This window comes from Bradyrhizobium sp. WBAH42 (genome assembly GCF_024585265.1).
GTDB lineage: Bacteria > Pseudomonadota > Alphaproteobacteria > Rhizobiales > Xanthobacteraceae > Bradyrhizobium.
This window is the reverse complement of sequence record NZ_CP036533.1, coordinates 155,816-170,651: the sequence shown is the minus strand read 5'-3', so window position 1 is coordinate 170,651 and position 14,836 is coordinate 155,816. Positions and strand designations below refer to the sequence as shown.

Sequence of the window (14,836 nt, the reverse complement as noted above, 5' to 3'; positions counted from 1 at the left end):
CTCCGTTCATCTTCCCCCGATTACGAATTGTTTCACGCCCGCCACACCGGTTCCACTTTCCCGGCCCAATTCAGCCCCGGATAACTTCCTAAAATTTCCGTAAGCGGGTCCCGAGGTAAGGATTTCGCAAGCAATGAAAGTTACCAAAAGGTCAACCGAGACTGGAGTATTTGAGCCGTGAGCGAACCCATGCCCGAGCAGGCTGCCCAGGATTCCGGTGCTGTCGACGCCACAGCGCCGGTGGTCCTTGAGGCTGCCGCCGGTATCGACGCCCCCTCGATCGCCCCCGACCACGAAGCACCGCCCAAGCCGGATCCCATCAAGCCGGATCCGGTCAAGGCGGACGCCCCGAAGATTGAGCCGCCGCGGATCGAAGTGCCGAAGGTCGAAGCCAAGACTGAAGTCAAGACTGAGGCCAAGCCCGAGCCGAAGCCCGGCAAGCTGATTGTCATGGCGCCCTCGGATCGTTCGTGGGACCGTGAGGACTTCGCCCCCCATGTGAAGGCGGACGAGCCGCGCGAGGCCGGCAGCAAGCGTCGCCTGTCGGCCATGGCCGCGGTGGTGGCGATTGCCGCCAGCGTCGGCGCGATCAGCGGCGCGCTTGCGACCGCCGGCATGATGCATTTCGCTGCTCCAGCCCAGGCGCCGGTCCAGGTCGCCGACACCAATGCGCTGGATGCCTCCGTCGCGCGGATCGATGCCGACCTCGTCGCACTGAAGGCCAATGTCGAGCAGAGCTCGAAGTCCGGCCTGAGCCAGTTCAACCGCGCCAACGACCGGCTGGACAAGCTCGAAAAGGCGCAGGCCGAGCCGCTGGCCAGGATCGCAAAGCTGTCCGAGACCGTCGACAAGCTCCGCGCCACGCCGCCTGCCGCGCCCGCGCAGGCCGCAGCAGCGATGCCCAAGGAGACCACCGGCTCGATCGCGCCGACCCAGCCCCAGACCCAGGTCGCGACCGCGGCGGCCCCGGCGCCCGCAGCTCCCAAGACCGAAGTCGGACGTCTGCCGACGATCGAAGGTTGGCGGCTGCGCAACGCCAGCAATGGCGGCGCGCTGATCGAGGGCCGCGACGGCCTCTACGAGGTCTATCCCGGCGATCCCATTCCCGGCGTCGGCCGTGTCGATGCGATCCGCCGCCAGGATGGCCGCTGGGTGGTCGTCACCAGCAGGGGGCTGATCACCGGACGCTGAGCGTCCGGTATCCGACTTTCGAAGAGGCGCTTCACCGCGATGTGAGGCGCCTTTTTGCTTGAATAGGCATCCCTGCGCGGTGTTACCTCAGGCATGGGTCGCTTCTTGCGAATTCTCGTTGCTGCCGCCGCATTGCTGGGCGGTGTCGTTCCGCTCTTCGCAGCGGACAGCACTGCGCTGACCCGCGGCACCGCGATCGCCGACCCCGCTCTCCTGCGCAAGCTCGACCAGAGCAATGCGCTGACGATCTCGCGTCTTTTGTCGCCGGAGCGGAATTCCGACGTTCCGCTCACGACCGAGCTGATGTTCGCCTCGCTGCCGCAGCTGAAAGCGATTCTGCCTGCGATCGATGCGGAATTCGACCGCTACATCGCCTGGTACAAGTCGGCCTATCCGGGCGAGACCATCGGCGTCGGCGAGGGGTTCGACGCGCAATTGTTCGATCGGGCCAATCTGAAATCGCGCGAGGCGCGGTTCGTGCTCGCCGGCATCGTCAATCGCATGGACCGTGCCTATGTCTCGCAAGAGTCCTGCGGCGAGATCCGGCTGATCTTTCGTCTCGCGCGGTTCGACGGCGGGCCGGATGGCAGCAAGACCACAACGCGCCTGCCGATGACGTTCAATCTCGTGATGAAGGCGCGCGACGCGCGCCGGACGGATGCGAACGGCAAGCCGGTCAGCTGCGCCGAGATCGCGCGGCGCTGGCTCGACAATGGCGACTGGCAGGGCTTGATCGGCAGCCGCTTCCCGCCTGACGACGCCATGCTCGACCAGATCGAGACCAATATCCAGGTCTCGGTCGCGCCGAAATCGGCGCTGCACGATTTCCGCTCCGACTATCTTCTCAAGGTGTTCAAGTACGACGCCGCCACCAGGACGTTCGAGGAATCGACGCTGGAGAACCAGATCGACCGCGACCGCATTCTCGCCGACGACGCGCTGCGGCGCGACTTCAAGGCCTGGCTGCTCGCGCCCGAGAACTTGCGCGAGTTCGATCGCGGCACGGTGCTGATCCCGGAGAGATTCCTGGCCAAGGCCGCAATGGTGCCGACCCCAGCCGGCCTCGACGCTTCGGCCTTGCAGCCGGAGTTCGGCTTGATGCAGGGGGAGGGCAAAGGCGATCCCGTCTTCACTGACAATGACGTGGTTGGCGCGCTGAAGCAGGCGGCCGCCCGCGGCCTCGACCTGCAGAACGTCCGTTCGGTCGCAGGCTTCCAGCGCCGCCTCAACGACATCACCTGTGCCGGCTGCCACCAGACCCGAGGCATCGGCGGCTTCCATTTCCCGGGCGTCGATTGGCTTGCGGACAAGCCGTCCAATTCCACCATCGTGCCGGCCTCGCCGCATTTCTTCGGCGACCAGCTCCGCCGCCGCGACATCCTGACCGCGTTCGCGGCCGGCAAAACCCCTGATTTCTCACGCGGATTTGCCGATAGGCCGCAGACCCGCGGCAGAAGCGAGCTGGCCGGCAGCGAATATCAGGACGGCTGGGGCGCGCATTGTTCCCTGCAAGATCCGGGATCGGGAACGCCGGACAAGAGTTTTACGTCATGGAACTGTGCTAACGGTCTGACCTGCCAGGCCGCCGCGGCCTCGCGCCGCATCGGCATGTGCTTCATCAAGACGCGTTAGCGCGTGATCCGGACCCGGAGGGCCGCGCCAGCGCAAGTGTGTAGCCGTTTTCGGAAAAGATCACGCGCAAGCTAACAGATCGATTTGGATGACCCATGACGGACACGAGCGAAGCCAACAAGATGCGCAATCGCGAGATTGCGCGGAACGAGGAAGCCAAGCAGGTCATCGGCAGCGCGCGCGTCAGCATCTGGGCGGTCGCGGTGGCCGTCATCGTCGGCGGGATTCTGCTTACGCTCGGATGGCTGTCGTTGAGGTGATCGAAGCCCTCACGTCGCGTAGTTCGTCATCCGCTTGCCGGGTAGCAGCTCGTAGGCCGGCTTCCAGCCCGGCAGCGCGGCCATGCGGCCGAGCCAGGCATGGATGGCCGGATGGCTCGCGGCGAAATCGAAGCCGTGCTCGTCGCTCGGATAATGCAGATAGGCCATCATCGAGATGTCGGCGACCGTCGGCCTTGCGCCGATCGCGAAAGCATTGTGCTGGAGATGACCGTCGAGGATACCGAGAAAGTCCTCGAGCCGCCGGCGAAAATGCTTCAGCACCTGCGGGTCGTTTTTCTCGGTGAAGGCGCGCATGAAGCGGTAGGTCGCCATGTAGCCGGTGAGCTTGTGGTTGTCCCAGAACAGCCAGCGCAAGAGCTCGAACTTCTCGTCCTCCGTCTCGGCGCCAAAGCGGCCGTATTGCTCGGCCAGTTTCAGCAGCAGCGGCGCGGTCTGCGTCATCTTCACGCCGTCGACCTCGAGCACGGGAATCTCGCCCATCTCGTTGACGGCCTTGCGCCACTCCGCCGTGCGCGTGACGCCGCCGGCGAAATCGGTCCAGACCGGCTCGAACGTCTCGCCGCAGAGCGTCAGCATCAGCGCCAGCTTGTAGCTGTTGCCGGATTCGGGGAAGTAGTGCAGGCGGTAGCTGGGCATGGGACCTCGCGGCATCGGTGTGTTGCCGATTGTTATAGCGGGATAGTCCAGCATCGTCATTGCGAGCGCAGCGAAGCAATCCAGCAATGCATCCGCGGAGACACTCTGGATTGCTTCGCTGCGCTCGCAATGACGGGGTTAGAGCGGCGCGCTCCTACCCGACCGCCCCCGACGACCTCAGCTGCTTGATCGCCGCCTCGTCATATCCCGCCCCGCGCAAAATCTCGTCACTGTGCTCGCCGACGGCCGGCGGCTTGCGCGGCTGCACCTTCTTGGCGCCGTCGATCCAGATCGGGCTGTTGATGGTCAGCATGGTGTCGTTCTCGAACGGCACCAGCACCTCGTTGTCGATCATCTGCTTGTCGTTCGGGATGTCGTCCAGAATCGCGACGACGCCGAACACGAGGCCATTGCCGTCGAGGATTTTTCGCCATTCGGCGAGATCCCTGGTGGCGAAGGTTTCGTCCAGGATCTTGATCAGCTCGACCGAGCGGGCGTGCCGGTCGGCTTTGGTGACGAAACGGGGATCATTCATCAGGTCTTCGCGTCCCAGGCATTTGGCCAGCGTCGGAAACTGCTTCTCCTCGCTCAGCAGCGACAGAATCAGCCAGCGGCCGTCCCTGCACTGGTAGTGGTTGGCGACCGCGTTGAGCGCGCGCTCGCGCGGCCGTCTCTCAGCGAATTTGGCGCCGCAGAGCTTGGCCTGCGCCAGCGTGCCCCCGGCCCATACCCCGTTCGCCATCAGATTGGAGGCGACATGCGAGCCCTTGCCGGTCTTCTCGCGCTGATAGAGCGCGGTGACGATCGCGCTGTAGAGCGCCATGGCGCAGGGGTGGTCGCCCATGCCGGCGACCGAGCGGGCCGGGGTCGTGTCGATGTCGGCGCGGACCAGGTCCATCAGGCCGGAGCGCGCCCAATAGGCGTTACTGTCGAAGCCGGGCTTGTTGGCCTCCTCGCCCTTTTCGCCATAGCCGGTGAAGGAGGCGTAGATCAGCCGGTCGTTGAGATGAGCGAGATGGTCATAGGTGATGCCGAGCTTGGCGCGCACCGGCGGCGGCATGTTGGTGATGAAGACGTCGGCTTCTTCCACGAGCTTGTAGAGCACGGCCTGCGCTTCCGGCTTGGACAGGTCGAGCGCGATGCTCTTCTTGTTGCGGGCCTCCAGCAGCCAGGCGTAATTGTGCTCGCCGCCCGGATAGCCCGGAATGTTGGGCAGATTGCGGTAGGGGTCGCCGGCGCCGGGCGGCTCGATCTTGACGACGTCAGCACCGAAATCCGACAGCACGGTCGCGGCCGCGGGCGCTGCGATGAAGCTCGCGCAGTCCAGAACCTTCAGGCCGGCAAAAATGCCCTTCTCCATCGCAGCGTCGCTCCCTCGCTTCAGTCGTTTCCCGCGCGCTGGAATTGGCGCGGGCAGGTAGTGGGAGCATTAGACCGATGTTTTGCCGGGATGCAACGGCGCCTGGCGCAGGGCCTCACTCCTCTCCCGCAAGCAATGCGGCATTGCCGCCGGCAGCCGCGGTGTTGATCGTCACGGTCTGCTCGGTGGCGAAGCGCGCGAGGTAGTGCGGGCCGCCGGCCTTGGGGCCGGTTCCGGACAGGCCGCTGCCGCCGAACGGCTGCACGCCCACCACGGCGCCGATCATGTTGCGGTTGACGTAGATGTTGCCGACCTGGACGCGGTCGATGATGGCCTCGATCGTATCGTCGATGCGGGAATGGATGCCGAGCGTGAGCCCGTAGCCGGTGCGCGCGATCGCTTGCAACACACGCTCGAGGTTTTCCGCGCGGTAGCGAACGACATGCAGGATCGGGCCGAACACCTCCTCGGTGAGCTGACCAGCCTCCTTGAGCTCGAAGATATGCGGCGCGACGAAGCAGCCATCCGGCGCGTGGCCTGCAAAGTGCAGCCGCGCCTCGCGCTTCGTCCGCGCGACATGCGCATCGAGGCGTTGCTTGGCCTCGTCATCGATCACTGGACCGACGTGAGTCGCAGCATCTGCGGGATCTCCAATCCTGAGTTCGCGCGCGGCGCCCGCGATCATCTCGATCATGCGGTCGGCGACATCCTCTTGCACGAACAGGAGTCGCAGCGCCGAGCAGCGCTGGCCGGCGGAGCGGAACGCGGAAGTGACGACATCATCGGCCACCTGCTCGGGCAGCGCGGTGGCATCCGCGATCATGGCGTTGATGCCGCCGGTCTCTGCGATCAGCGGCACGATCGGCCCGTCCTTAGCCGCGAGCGTTCGGTTGATGCCGCGGGCAACCTCGGTCGAGCCGGTGAAGACGATTCCGGCGACATCAGGATGCGCGGTGAGGACGGCGCCGATACGGCCATCGCCGGTGACGAGATGCAGCGCGCTTCTGGGGATGCCGGCCTGGTGCAGCAAGGCGACGGCCTCGCGCGCGATGCGCGGCGTCTGCTCGGCGGGTTTTGCAACCACGCTGTTGCCGGCCATCAGCGCCGCGGTCACCTGGCCCAGGAAGATCGCCAGCGGAAAATTCCACGGCGAGATTGCGACGAACACGCCACGGCCGCGAAGGCTAAGCGCGTTGCTCTCGCCGGTCGGGCCCGGCATGGCCGCATCAACGCCGAACAGCTTTCGGCCCTGCGCGGCGTAATAGCGGCAGAAGTCGGCGGCCTCGCGCAGCTCGGACAGCGCGTCGTCGAGCGTTTTGCCGCCCTCGGCTTGCAGCAGCGCGATGAAACGGGCGCGGCGGCTTTCCAGGAGATGCGCGGCCTGCTCCAGCGCCGCCGCGCGTGAGCCCGCCGGCGTCCGGCTCCAGCCGGCAAAGCCGGCGCGCGCAGCCGTCACCGCCGCATTGGCTTGATCCGGTGTTGCGTCAGCGACAGGCTTGAGATCGACCACCTCGGCCCTGACATCGGCCAGCAGCTGGTCCAGTGCGGCGCGCTCACCGAATTCGACGCCGCGCGAATTGCGCCGCTCCGGCGCGAACAGATCTGCCGGCAACGGTATGTTGGCATGAGGTGCCTGTTGCGGCCGGCCAATGGCATCCGCCGGGCGCTGCAGCAGCGCCGAAACCGGCACGCGATAATCGGCCGCCTGCGCCACGAAGGACGAGTTGGCGCCGTTTTCCAACAGCCGTCGCACCAGATAGGCGAGCAGATCGCGATGGCTGCCGACCGGCGCATAGGTGCGGTAGGCGATGTCAGGATGATCCTTGGCGAGTTGCTCGTACAGCGCTTCGCCCATGCCGTGCAGGCGCTGGAACTCGAAACCGCCGCCATCTTGCGCGAGCTCGAGCACGATTGCGACCGTCAGCGCGTTGTGGGTGGCGAATTGCGGGAAGATGCGCGGCCGCAAGGCGAGAAGCTTCGTCGCGCAGGCGATGAAGTTCAGATCGGTCATCGCCTTGCGCGTGAACACGGGATAGCCGTCAAGCCCGCGCTCCTGCGCGCGCTTGATCTCGGTGTCCCAATAGGCGCCCTTGACGAGGCGCACCATCAGCTTGCGGTCATGCGCGCGGGCGAGTTCATCGACATAGTCGATCACGGCGCTGGCGCGCTTCTGATAGGCCTGGATCGCCAGGCCAAATCCGTGCCAGCCGGCAAGTGACGCATCGGCGAGCGTCGCCGCGATCACGTCGAGCGACAGCTCCAGCCGGTCGGCCTCCTCGGCATCGACGGTGAAGTTCAAATCGTAGGTCTTGGCGCGCTGCGCGAGATCCAGCAGTTGCGGCACCAATTCGCGCATCACGCGGTCGCGGCTGATCGCCTCGAAGCGCGGATGCAGCGCCGAGAGCTTGACGGAGATGCCGGGCCGGTCGGGCAGGGCATGGTTGCCCGCCGCCTTGCCGATCGTCTCAATCGCGCTGGCATAGGCGTCGAAATAGCGTTTGGCGTCAGCGGCCGTGCGCGCACCTTCGCCGAGCATGTCGAAGGAATAGCGCGGCTTCTGGCCGGAGCGCGGCCGGCCCCGCGCCAGCGCCTGCTCGATGGTCTCGCCGAGCACGAAATGATTGCCCATCAGCCGCATCGCCTGGCGCGTCGCGGTGCGCACCGCCGGTGCGCCGAGCCGCTTCACCAGCCGGCCAATGGTGCCGTCGGGCGTCTCCCCCGGCTGGATCACCCGGGCGGACAGGCCGAGTGCCCAGGCCGAGGCGTTGACCAGGAACGCCGTGGACTTGGTCTCGTGATGGATGAAATCGCCTTCGCCCAGCTTGTCCTCGATGAACTGGTCGGCGGTGCGCGCATCAGGCACGCGCAGCAGCGCTTCCGCCAGCACCATCAGCGCCAGCCCCTCCTTGGTCGAGAGCGCGAACTCCCGCAGCATGTCCTCGACCCCGCCGAGCCGGTCGTCGCGCTTGCGGATGGCCTCGATCAGCCGCGTCGCGGTGCGGTCGATCCGGGCCTCCTGCGGCGGGGCCAGATGCGAGGCCGGCAGAAGCTTTGCGGCGATCTCGACGTCATCGGGGGCGTAAGGCGCTAAGAAGGGCGGCGGGATGTTCGGCATGGCGTGTCCTGTGGCTGACATCCAGGATAAGGCCCGCGTGACCGCAGTTCGATAGACAATCTAGCTGGTTTGCCTTAGAAAATGAAGATAGGAAACAGATTGGCCTCATAAAGTATGGAATTGGACCGAACCGACCGGAAAATCCTCTCGATTTTGCAGGAGGATGGGCGCATCGCCAATGTCGAGCTCGCCGAGCGCATCGGGCTGTCGCCGACCTCGATCGGCGAGCGGCTGAAGCGCCTGCAGCGCGAGGGCTTTGTCGAAGGCTATGGCGCGCGGCTCAATCCGCACCGGCTCGGCCTTGGGCTCCTGGTGTTCGTCGAGGTGCTGCTCGACAAGACCACGCCCGACAATTTCGAGCGGTTCGCACGGGCCGTGAGGCTCGCCCCTGAAGTGCTGGAGTGTCACATGGTTGCCGGCGGCTTCGACTATCTTGTGAAGGCGCGGCTTGCCGACATGACCGCCTATCGACGCTTTCTCGGCGAGACCCTGCTGTCGATGCCGGGCGTGCGCGAGACGCGGACCTATGCGGTGATGGAGGAGATCAAGCGCGACGCACCGCTGCCGGTGGGTTAGCGAAGTGCAGTCGCGATTGTCATTGCTGTGGTTCGATAAGCGGTCTTCGCAGGAAAAATAGCTATCCTTGTGCAATCGCAACGCCTGTCGTCGAATGCACCGGCCGTCTTCTTAAATTTTTTTGGCCCGCTCCCGGACAAATCCGGGAGGCAGCAAAGGCTGGCGCGGGCTTATACTTTGAGGTTCTCCGCGGAGGTCTTGCCCCGGTTTGCGATCTCTTCGTATTCCACCGTCTGTCCCTCGTTGAGGGTCGACAGACCGGCCTTCTGCACTGCCGAGATATGCACGAACACATCCTTGCCACCCGACGCAGGCTGGATAAATCCATAACCCTTCGTCGGGTTGAACCACTTGACCGTACCTTTAGCCATCACGACTTCTCCGCGGGTCTTCCTCCGAGATCTCGAACCGCCAGTCCCCGCCAACCGGCCGGTTCGGTCCTAACAGGATACGCGGAATGTGGCAGGCTTGGTAGCTCAAACCACATCGCCATTTCGCCGAATTCCGCTCAACTTCGCGGCGTTTTTGCCGCTTTTGCCCGTTTCGCGGTCAAATGGCCGGCACGCGTGCCGGCGTCCGTCAATACGTCGCAGCCAGATAATCGACGATCTTGCCGACATCGGCATCGTCGATCGGTGCGCCATAGACCTTGATCATCTTGGTCACCGCGGCCTGCCAGAAGGCCCTCTTGTCCTTCATCGGCGGCTGCGTGGCGACGTAGTCGGACGAATGGCAGGCGCCGCAATTGCCCTGCACGACCTCGAGATTGGGTCCGGGCTTGAAGGCGGCGACCTCGTCGGGGGTCTTGTAATTGACCGGCGCTGCAAGTGACGAGCCCATCAATGCGGCGGCGGCGAGCGTGATGGCGAGGAGAACGGTGCGCTGCATGATCAGTCTCCTTCAGGCCACGCTGACGCGGACGGTTTCGACGACGTTGCGCAAATAGCCCGCCGGGTTCCAGCGCGGCGTGTCCGGCTGGGTCTCGCCGCCATTGCCGGTGGCGCGGACCTTGAGCTCGTGGCTGCCGGCCGCGAGCTTCACCGGCAGCTTCCATTCGCGGAAGGCGTACTTGCCGAGATCCTTGCCGAGCTTGGCGCTGACCCAGGTCTTGCCGGCGTCGGTGGAGACCTCGACCGCCTTGATGCCCTTGCCGCCATCGAAAGCGATGCCGCGCAGGGTCACCGCTCCCGCCTTCAGCTTGGCACCGTCGGGGATGCTGGTGATGAAGGAGCGGATGGTGAAGCGGTTGATCGGGATGGTCGCCTTCGGCGCAGTGCCCGGCTCGACCGCGTTGTTCGGCGTGTCGGGGATGCGATAGGCCGACTTCATCCAGAAGCCGTCATAGACGTTGTCGATGACGGTGATCTCGTTGAGGTGCTTGACCCAGTAGGTGCCGTAATAGCCGGGCACGATCAGGCGCAGCGGGAAGCCGTTGAGGAACGGCAGGTCCTCGCCGTTCATGCCATAGGCCAGCATCACCTCGCCGTCGCTGGCGTGATCGATGTCGAGTGCCTTGACGAAATCCGGCGTCTTGTCGTTGACCGGCCCGTCCATGCCGTTGAACGTCACCTGCTTGGCGCCGGCCTGCACGCCCGCCGTCTCGAGCACCACCTTCAGCGGCACGCCGCGCCAGCGCGCACAGCCCATCGCGCCGTTGGCGAGCTGGCCGCCGGCCACGCGCGGCTCGAAGAAACCGCGGCTGTTACCGGAGCATTGGTTGACGGCGACGAGCTCTGTCGCCTTCATCTTCCGGATGTCTTTCAGCGACAGTTTCAGCGGCTTGTCGACCTTGCCCTTGACCTCCAGCGTGAACTTGTCGGGGTCGAGATCGTAGGGCAGGTCGGAGAGGTGATAGCGCACGAAGAATGCGTTGTTCGGCGTGATCGGGCCGTCGTTGAACACCGCAAACGGCGTCTCGAGCTGCGGCGGCCGGCTGGTCAGGCCGATCATCGGCCGCTTCTGCGGATACTTCACCAGCGGTCGTTCGCCGTTGGCGAAGGGCAGGGTCACGGTGTCGAGGGCCAGCGCCCTGGTGGCGTCCAATCCTGCCGCCAGCGCGGCGAGGCCCGCACCTTTGAGCAGGTCGCGTCGATCGAACATGTGGTCTCCTCCCGGAGCTTTTCTTCTGACCGCGGTCATCACCGCGAGACCCGCGCTCATCTGTCGCCTCGATTTGGATGATGTCAATTCGTGCTTTCGCAGCAAGCCCATGCCGCTGCGTTGCAGCAGGCCGGTGTTGCGCTTGTAGGAGATTGAGCCGAGCTGCTGTAGCGCAGGCGGGAGAGGGAGCGCACCTCGCGCTTGGCTTGCGCCTTAAGCCGCCACGCGCTCGCTGCGATCGACCAGCCCCGCCAGCTCCCTCGCATTCGCCACCACGCGCACCGCGAGCACCTCGTCGCGGCCGCGGATGGCGACCTCCTGCTGCGGCAGGGCGTCCTCGGCAATATCAGCGGTGCGGCGGATTTCTTCCGAAACGATCGCCTCGCAGGCCAGCGTCTTGGTCATGTCCTGCAGGCGGGCCGCGACGTTGACGGCATCGCCGAGCGCGGTGAAGACGATGTGATCGCGATAGCCGATGTCGCCGATGATGACCTCGCCGCCGTGGATGCCGATGCCGAAGCGGATCGGCTGGCGCAGATCGTGGCTCAGGAGGTCGTTGAGCGCGTCGATATGCGTGGCGATCCCGGCTGCGGCCTTGAGCGCCTGCCGGCACGCGGTTTGCGGGTCGGCCGCGAGGCCGAACAGGGCCAGCATGCCGTCGCCGACGAACTGGTTCGGCTGGCCGCCGTTCTCGATGACCGCCTGCGACACCGCGCCGAGGAAGCGGTTGACGATGAAGACCGTGTCGAACGGCAGCCGCTTCTCGGCCAGCTGCGTCGAGCCGCGCATGTCCACGAACAGGCTGACGAGATAGCGCTCCTGGCCGATGCTGGCGGATGTCGAGGCCTGCCCGTCCGCTCCATGCGTGTGAGGCGTGAAGAGCTGGAAGAAGGAAAGGTCGGAGGTCGGGCGCAGCTGACAGGCCAGCCGGATCGAGGGATCGGCGGTGCCGACGCGGGTGAGCACGAAGGCCTCGCGCTGCGACGGTGTGGGAAGGGTGTCATGATCGCCGATGATGCGGATGCGGCAGGTCGAGCAGCGGGCGCGGCCGCCGCAGACGCTGGCATGCGGCACGTTGTGGCGCAGGCTCGCTTCCAGCACGGACAGGCCCTTGGGGACGCGCACCGTCTTGCCGTTGCCGTAGGACAGCGCGATCATGCCGCCGCGACGTTCGCGCAAGGCGCGCGCGCCGCGCGCCACGAGCACCAGTCCAAGCAGTCCGAAATAGCCGATGGTGAGACCGCCCGCGATGCGGTCGAGCGTGTTGCCTTCCGCAGCCGTTCCGACCTGGCGGCGGGTGAGATTGTGCGTACGCCATTCGCCGTCGTCACTGTCGGCGGCAACGCTGCGGCCGCCCTGGTAGACGCCGAGCAGCGACAGCGTCGGGATCAGCACGGCGGCCGCGAGCAGATAGGGCGCCGCGCGCGTGAAGAACGGCTTCAGCCGAAGCCAGAAATAGATGCCGATGCAGCCGTGCACCCAGGCAATGAGAAGCAGGATCGTCATCTGCCAGAGTCGGCCCGGCGCCGCGACGAAGAATAGATAGAGCTCCTGCGGATAGAGCTTCTCGTGTCCGTACAGCGTCTGTCCGAGCCGCACGCCGATGACGTGGCCCATGACGAGCACGGGGATGCTCAAGCCGAGCACGAGCTGGAGTGGCTCGATCGTCCGCCAGCGGAACTGGCGGCGCTGATATAGTGCGTAGAGGCCGAGCCCCATATGGGTGAGTGCGGCCGTGTAGAACACGATCGCGACCGGGAGGAACTGCCAGAACAGCGTGTGGTAGTAGACCCCGGTCTCCATAGCATCGACCGAGATGTTGCCGAGCGCATGGTTGAGGAAATGACTGACCACATAGGCGAACAGGATGATGCCGCAGACGAGCCGCACCTGCCGCACGCCGGTGGCGCGGACGACGGACATCTGTCTGGGAGCGGTGGCCATGATTCGATTGTATCAGTTCATGGAGGAGAACAGCCAGCGTAGCCTTTAATTCCCGGTGTGGACAGGTTGTAAGGTCACATGCGCGGCAAAGGTTACCAAACCGTAGGGTGGGCAAAGGCGCGCGCCGGCGCGCCGTGCCCACGATCTCTATCCTCAATAACCGTGGGCACGCTTCGCTTTGCCCACCCTACGGCCCCTGTGGTTATGGGTCACGGGTCTGCGCTGACGCTTGCCCGGGCCACAGCGGTATCTGCGGCACGCTCCCCACATTGACTCCCCCTCCCAAGTCGGGGAAAAGCGCGACCGTGACGATCGCTCCCGACATCTCTGCGAAGCCAGACGGCGCCGAACGCCGTCTCATCCTGATTGCTGCAGCGATCATCGCCGCGATGACGCTGCTCCGCATCGTCTACGCCTCCGTCATCGAGCTGCGCACCGACGAAGCCTATTACTGGACCTGGTCCAAGGAGGCTGCGCTCAGCTTTCTCGATCATCCCCCCGGCATCGCCTGGCTGATCCGCTTCGGAACCGCGATCTTCGGCGACACCAATCTCGGCGCTCGCTTCGGTGGCATCGTCGCGATGCTGGTGACGCAGCTGCTGCTCGCCGACATCGTCCGCCGCCTCACCCATGATGCGCGCGCGATCGTGTTCGCGGTGCTGATGCCGGAAGCCGCGCTTTACTACGGCCTTCTGATGGCCAAGGTCGCGCCTGATGTCGCCATGATCCCGTTCGCGGTCGCGATGATGTGGTCGCTGGTGCGGCTGGCGCAAAGCGGCGACGGACGCTGGTGGCTGGCGGCGGGCCTGTTCGCGGGCCTCGCGATGCTCTCGAAATTCACCGTGATCATGTTCGCGCCGGCGGTTGCCGCTTTTCTGCTGGTGCCGGATTGGCGCTGGCGCTGGCTGCGCAGTCCTTACCCTTATCTCGCCGTCCTGGTCGCGATCGCCGTGTTCTCGCCGGTGCTGATCTGGAACGCGCAGCACGACTGGGCCTCGTTCCGCTTCCAGGGCGTGCGCGCGACCGCCAATTACGGCCTCTCGCTGCGTACGATCGGCGATTACATCGGCCTGCAATTCGGCCTGGTCGGCTTCGTCATGCTGCCGGTGGTGTTGACGGGCCTGGTGCTGACGGCATGGCGCGGCTATCGCACGCGCGAGCCGGTCGCGATCCTCTTGTCGACCGCGGTGCTGGTGCCGTTCGCCTACTTCTTCTTCAAGTCGCTGACGCTTCGCGTCGGCGACACCTGGCCGATGTTCATGTGGCCGGTCGGTTTTGCCGCCACCGCGGTCAATCTCGTCACGATGAGGAAAGAGGGATGGTCCGCCCGGATGCTGGAATCCTCGCTGTTCTGGGTCAGGACAGCGATCGTCTCAGGTATCGGCTTCACCATCATCGTGTTCCTCTACTACGTCGCCGCGCCCTGGAATCTGCTCGGCAAGCTCGACCCGATCGGTGCCGAAGCCGGCTACGAGCAGGTGGCCGCGCGCGCGCAAGCTGCGCTCGATGAAACCGGCGCGACCTGGATCGCGACCACGGACTACCGCACCTACGCCATGATGCGCTGGCTGTTCCGTGGCCGCGTGCCCGTGATCGAGATCAACGAGCGCGGCCGCTTCCAGGATTTCCGCGATCCCGGCATGGACAAGATCAAGGGTCACGCCGGAATCTATGTCGGGCGCGAGCCGGATAACCGCGCGCCGGTGTGGGAGTCGATCCCGGCCAGGCGCGAGCAGCTCGGCCAGGTCGAACGCCGTTGGCGCGGCGTCCTGACGGACACCTATGCGATCGAGAAAATCTCAGGCTGGACGCCGGAGCTGTCGCCGCCGAAGGACTCGCCGTTGTTTTGGTGGCGCGTGCTGGCGGGGGAATTCGAAGCCCGTTCGCGCGCATAGGGCGCTTTCTCTTACCCTCCCCTGGAGGGGGAGGGTCGATCGCGCGCAGCGCGAGCGGGGTGGGGTGATCTCTCCACACGGGGTACTGCCGGATGTGGAGGCACCG

At 65.4% G+C, this 14,836-nt stretch carries 12 protein-coding genes; 5 read left to right on the top strand and 7 right to left on the bottom strand.

Going from position 1 to position 14,836, the window contains the following annotated elements; genetic code table 11:
- The first annotated feature begins 189 nt into the window (after positions 1-189).
- From DCG74_RS00840 to DCG74_RS00830, 3 genes are all read left to right on the top strand, one after another.
- Entirely contained in the window at positions 190-1,191 is a 1,002-nt protein-coding gene (locus DCG74_RS00840) for a hypothetical protein (protein ID WP_172788467.1), read from the top strand.
- A gap of 93 nt (positions 1,192-1,284) precedes the next feature.
- Positions 1,285-2,823: a hypothetical protein gene (locus DCG74_RS00835; protein ID WP_172788430.1), complete on the top strand. Its 1,539-nt coding sequence runs from the start codon at positions 1,285-1,287 to the stop codon at positions 2,821-2,823.
- Between the two features lie 95 nt (positions 2,824-2,918).
- Entirely contained in the window at positions 2,919-3,083 is a 165-nt protein-coding gene (locus tag DCG74_RS00830) for a hypothetical protein (protein WP_172788429.1), read from the top strand.
- 9 nt (positions 3,084-3,092) lie between these two features.
- Here the strand turns inward: DCG74_RS00830 and DCG74_RS00825 are convergent, their stop codons facing one another.
- From DCG74_RS00825 to putA, 3 genes are all read right to left on the bottom strand, one after another.
- Complete coding sequence (locus DCG74_RS00825; protein WP_172788428.1) at positions 3,093-3,740, bottom strand: glutathione S-transferase family protein; 648 nt, start codon at positions 3,738-3,740, stop codon at positions 3,093-3,095.
- Between the two features lie 154 nt (positions 3,741-3,894).
- On the bottom strand, positions 3,895-5,100 hold the full coding sequence (locus DCG74_RS00820) for a CaiB/BaiF CoA-transferase family protein (protein ID WP_172788427.1): 1,206 nt from the start codon (positions 5,098-5,100) through the stop codon (positions 3,895-3,897).
- A gap of 115 nt (positions 5,101-5,215) precedes the next feature.
- A complete protein-coding gene (putA, locus tag DCG74_RS00815; RefSeq protein ID WP_172788426.1) occupies positions 5,216-8,215 on the bottom strand; it encodes a bifunctional proline dehydrogenase/L-glutamate gamma-semialdehyde dehydrogenase PutA in 3,000 nt (999 codons plus the stop codon).
- 114 nt (positions 8,216-8,329) lie between these two features.
- On the opposite strand from putA, the gene DCG74_RS00810 reads away from it, so the two are divergent.
- Positions 8,330-8,791 carry an Lrp/AsnC ligand binding domain-containing protein gene (locus DCG74_RS00810; RefSeq protein WP_036009699.1) on the top strand — a complete coding sequence of 154 codons (462 nt, stop codon included), beginning with the start codon at positions 8,330-8,332 and terminating at the stop codon, positions 8,789-8,791.
- 170 nt (positions 8,792-8,961) lie between these two features.
- Here the strand turns inward: DCG74_RS00810 and DCG74_RS00805 are convergent, their stop codons facing one another.
- The 4 genes from DCG74_RS00805 to DCG74_RS00790 all read right to left on the bottom strand — a co-directional run bounded on the left by DCG74_RS00805 (position 8,962) and on the right by DCG74_RS00790 (position 12,835).
- Positions 8,962-9,162, bottom strand: coding sequence for a cold-shock protein (locus DCG74_RS00805; protein WP_008563500.1), 201 nt, complete (start codon positions 9,160-9,162; stop codon positions 8,962-8,964).
- A 208-nt stretch (positions 9,163-9,370) separates the two neighbouring features.
- Positions 9,371-9,679, bottom strand: a complete 309-nt coding sequence (locus tag DCG74_RS00800; protein WP_172788425.1) for a cytochrome c — start codon at positions 9,677-9,679, stop codon at positions 9,371-9,373.
- 12 nt (positions 9,680-9,691) lie between these two features.
- Positions 9,692-10,891, bottom strand: coding sequence for a molybdopterin-dependent oxidoreductase (locus tag DCG74_RS00795; RefSeq protein ID WP_172788424.1), 1,200 nt, complete (start codon positions 10,889-10,891; stop codon positions 9,692-9,694).
- A 213-nt stretch (positions 10,892-11,104) separates the two neighbouring features.
- Complete coding sequence (locus tag DCG74_RS00790) at positions 11,105-12,835, bottom strand: adenylate/guanylate cyclase domain-containing protein (protein WP_172788423.1); 1,731 nt, start codon at positions 12,833-12,835, stop codon at positions 11,105-11,107.
- Positions 12,836-13,224: 389 nt separating this feature from the next.
- Between DCG74_RS00790 and DCG74_RS00785 the strand changes: the two genes are divergently transcribed.
- The gene (locus tag DCG74_RS00785) at positions 13,225-14,730 is read left to right on the top strand and encodes a glycosyltransferase family 39 protein (RefSeq protein WP_172788466.1); all 1,506 of its coding nucleotides are present in this window, start codon (positions 13,225-13,227) and stop codon (positions 14,728-14,730) included.
- Positions 14,731-14,836: the final 106 nt, after the last annotated feature.

Excerpts from the sequence above, each read along its gene's own strand:
- DCG74_RS00830 (WP_172788429.1), top strand. The coding sequence starts at position 2,919 with ATGACGGACACGAGCGAAGCCAACAAGATGCGCAATCGCGAGATTGCG.
- DCG74_RS00785 (WP_172788466.1), top strand. The coding sequence starts at position 13,225 with ATGACGCTGCTCCGCATCGTCTACGCCTCCGTCATCGAGCTGCGCACC.
- DCG74_RS00810 (WP_036009699.1), top strand. The coding sequence starts at position 8,330 with ATGGAATTGGACCGAACCGACCGGAAAATCCTCTCGATTTTGCAGGAG.
- DCG74_RS00800 (WP_172788425.1), bottom strand. The coding sequence starts at position 9,679 with ATGCAGCGCACCGTTCTCCTCGCCATCACGCTCGCCGCCGCCGCATTG.
- DCG74_RS00840 (WP_172788467.1), top strand. The coding sequence starts at position 190 with ATGCCCGAGCAGGCTGCCCAGGATTCCGGTGCTGTCGACGCCACAGCG.
- DCG74_RS00835 (WP_172788430.1), top strand. The coding sequence starts at position 1,285 with ATGGGTCGCTTCTTGCGAATTCTCGTTGCTGCCGCCGCATTGCTGGGC.
- DCG74_RS00820 (WP_172788427.1), bottom strand. The coding sequence starts at position 5,100 with ATGGAGAAGGGCATTTTTGCCGGCCTGAAGGTTCTGGACTGCGCGAGC.
- DCG74_RS00795 (WP_172788424.1), bottom strand. The coding sequence starts at position 10,891 with ATGTTCGATCGACGCGACCTGCTCAAAGGTGCGGGCCTCGCCGCGCTG.
- DCG74_RS00790 (WP_172788423.1), bottom strand. The coding sequence starts at position 12,835 with ATGGCCACCGCTCCCAGACAGATGTCCGTCGTCCGCGCCACCGGCGTG.
- putA (WP_172788426.1), bottom strand. The coding sequence starts at position 8,215 with ATGCCGAACATCCCGCCGCCCTTCTTAGCGCCTTACGCCCCCGATGAC.
- DCG74_RS00805 (WP_008563500.1), bottom strand. The coding sequence starts at position 9,162 with ATGGCTAAAGGTACGGTCAAGTGGTTCAACCCGACGAAGGGTTATGGA.
- DCG74_RS00825 (WP_172788428.1), bottom strand. The coding sequence starts at position 3,740 with ATGCCCAGCTACCGCCTGCACTACTTCCCCGAATCCGGCAACAGCTAC.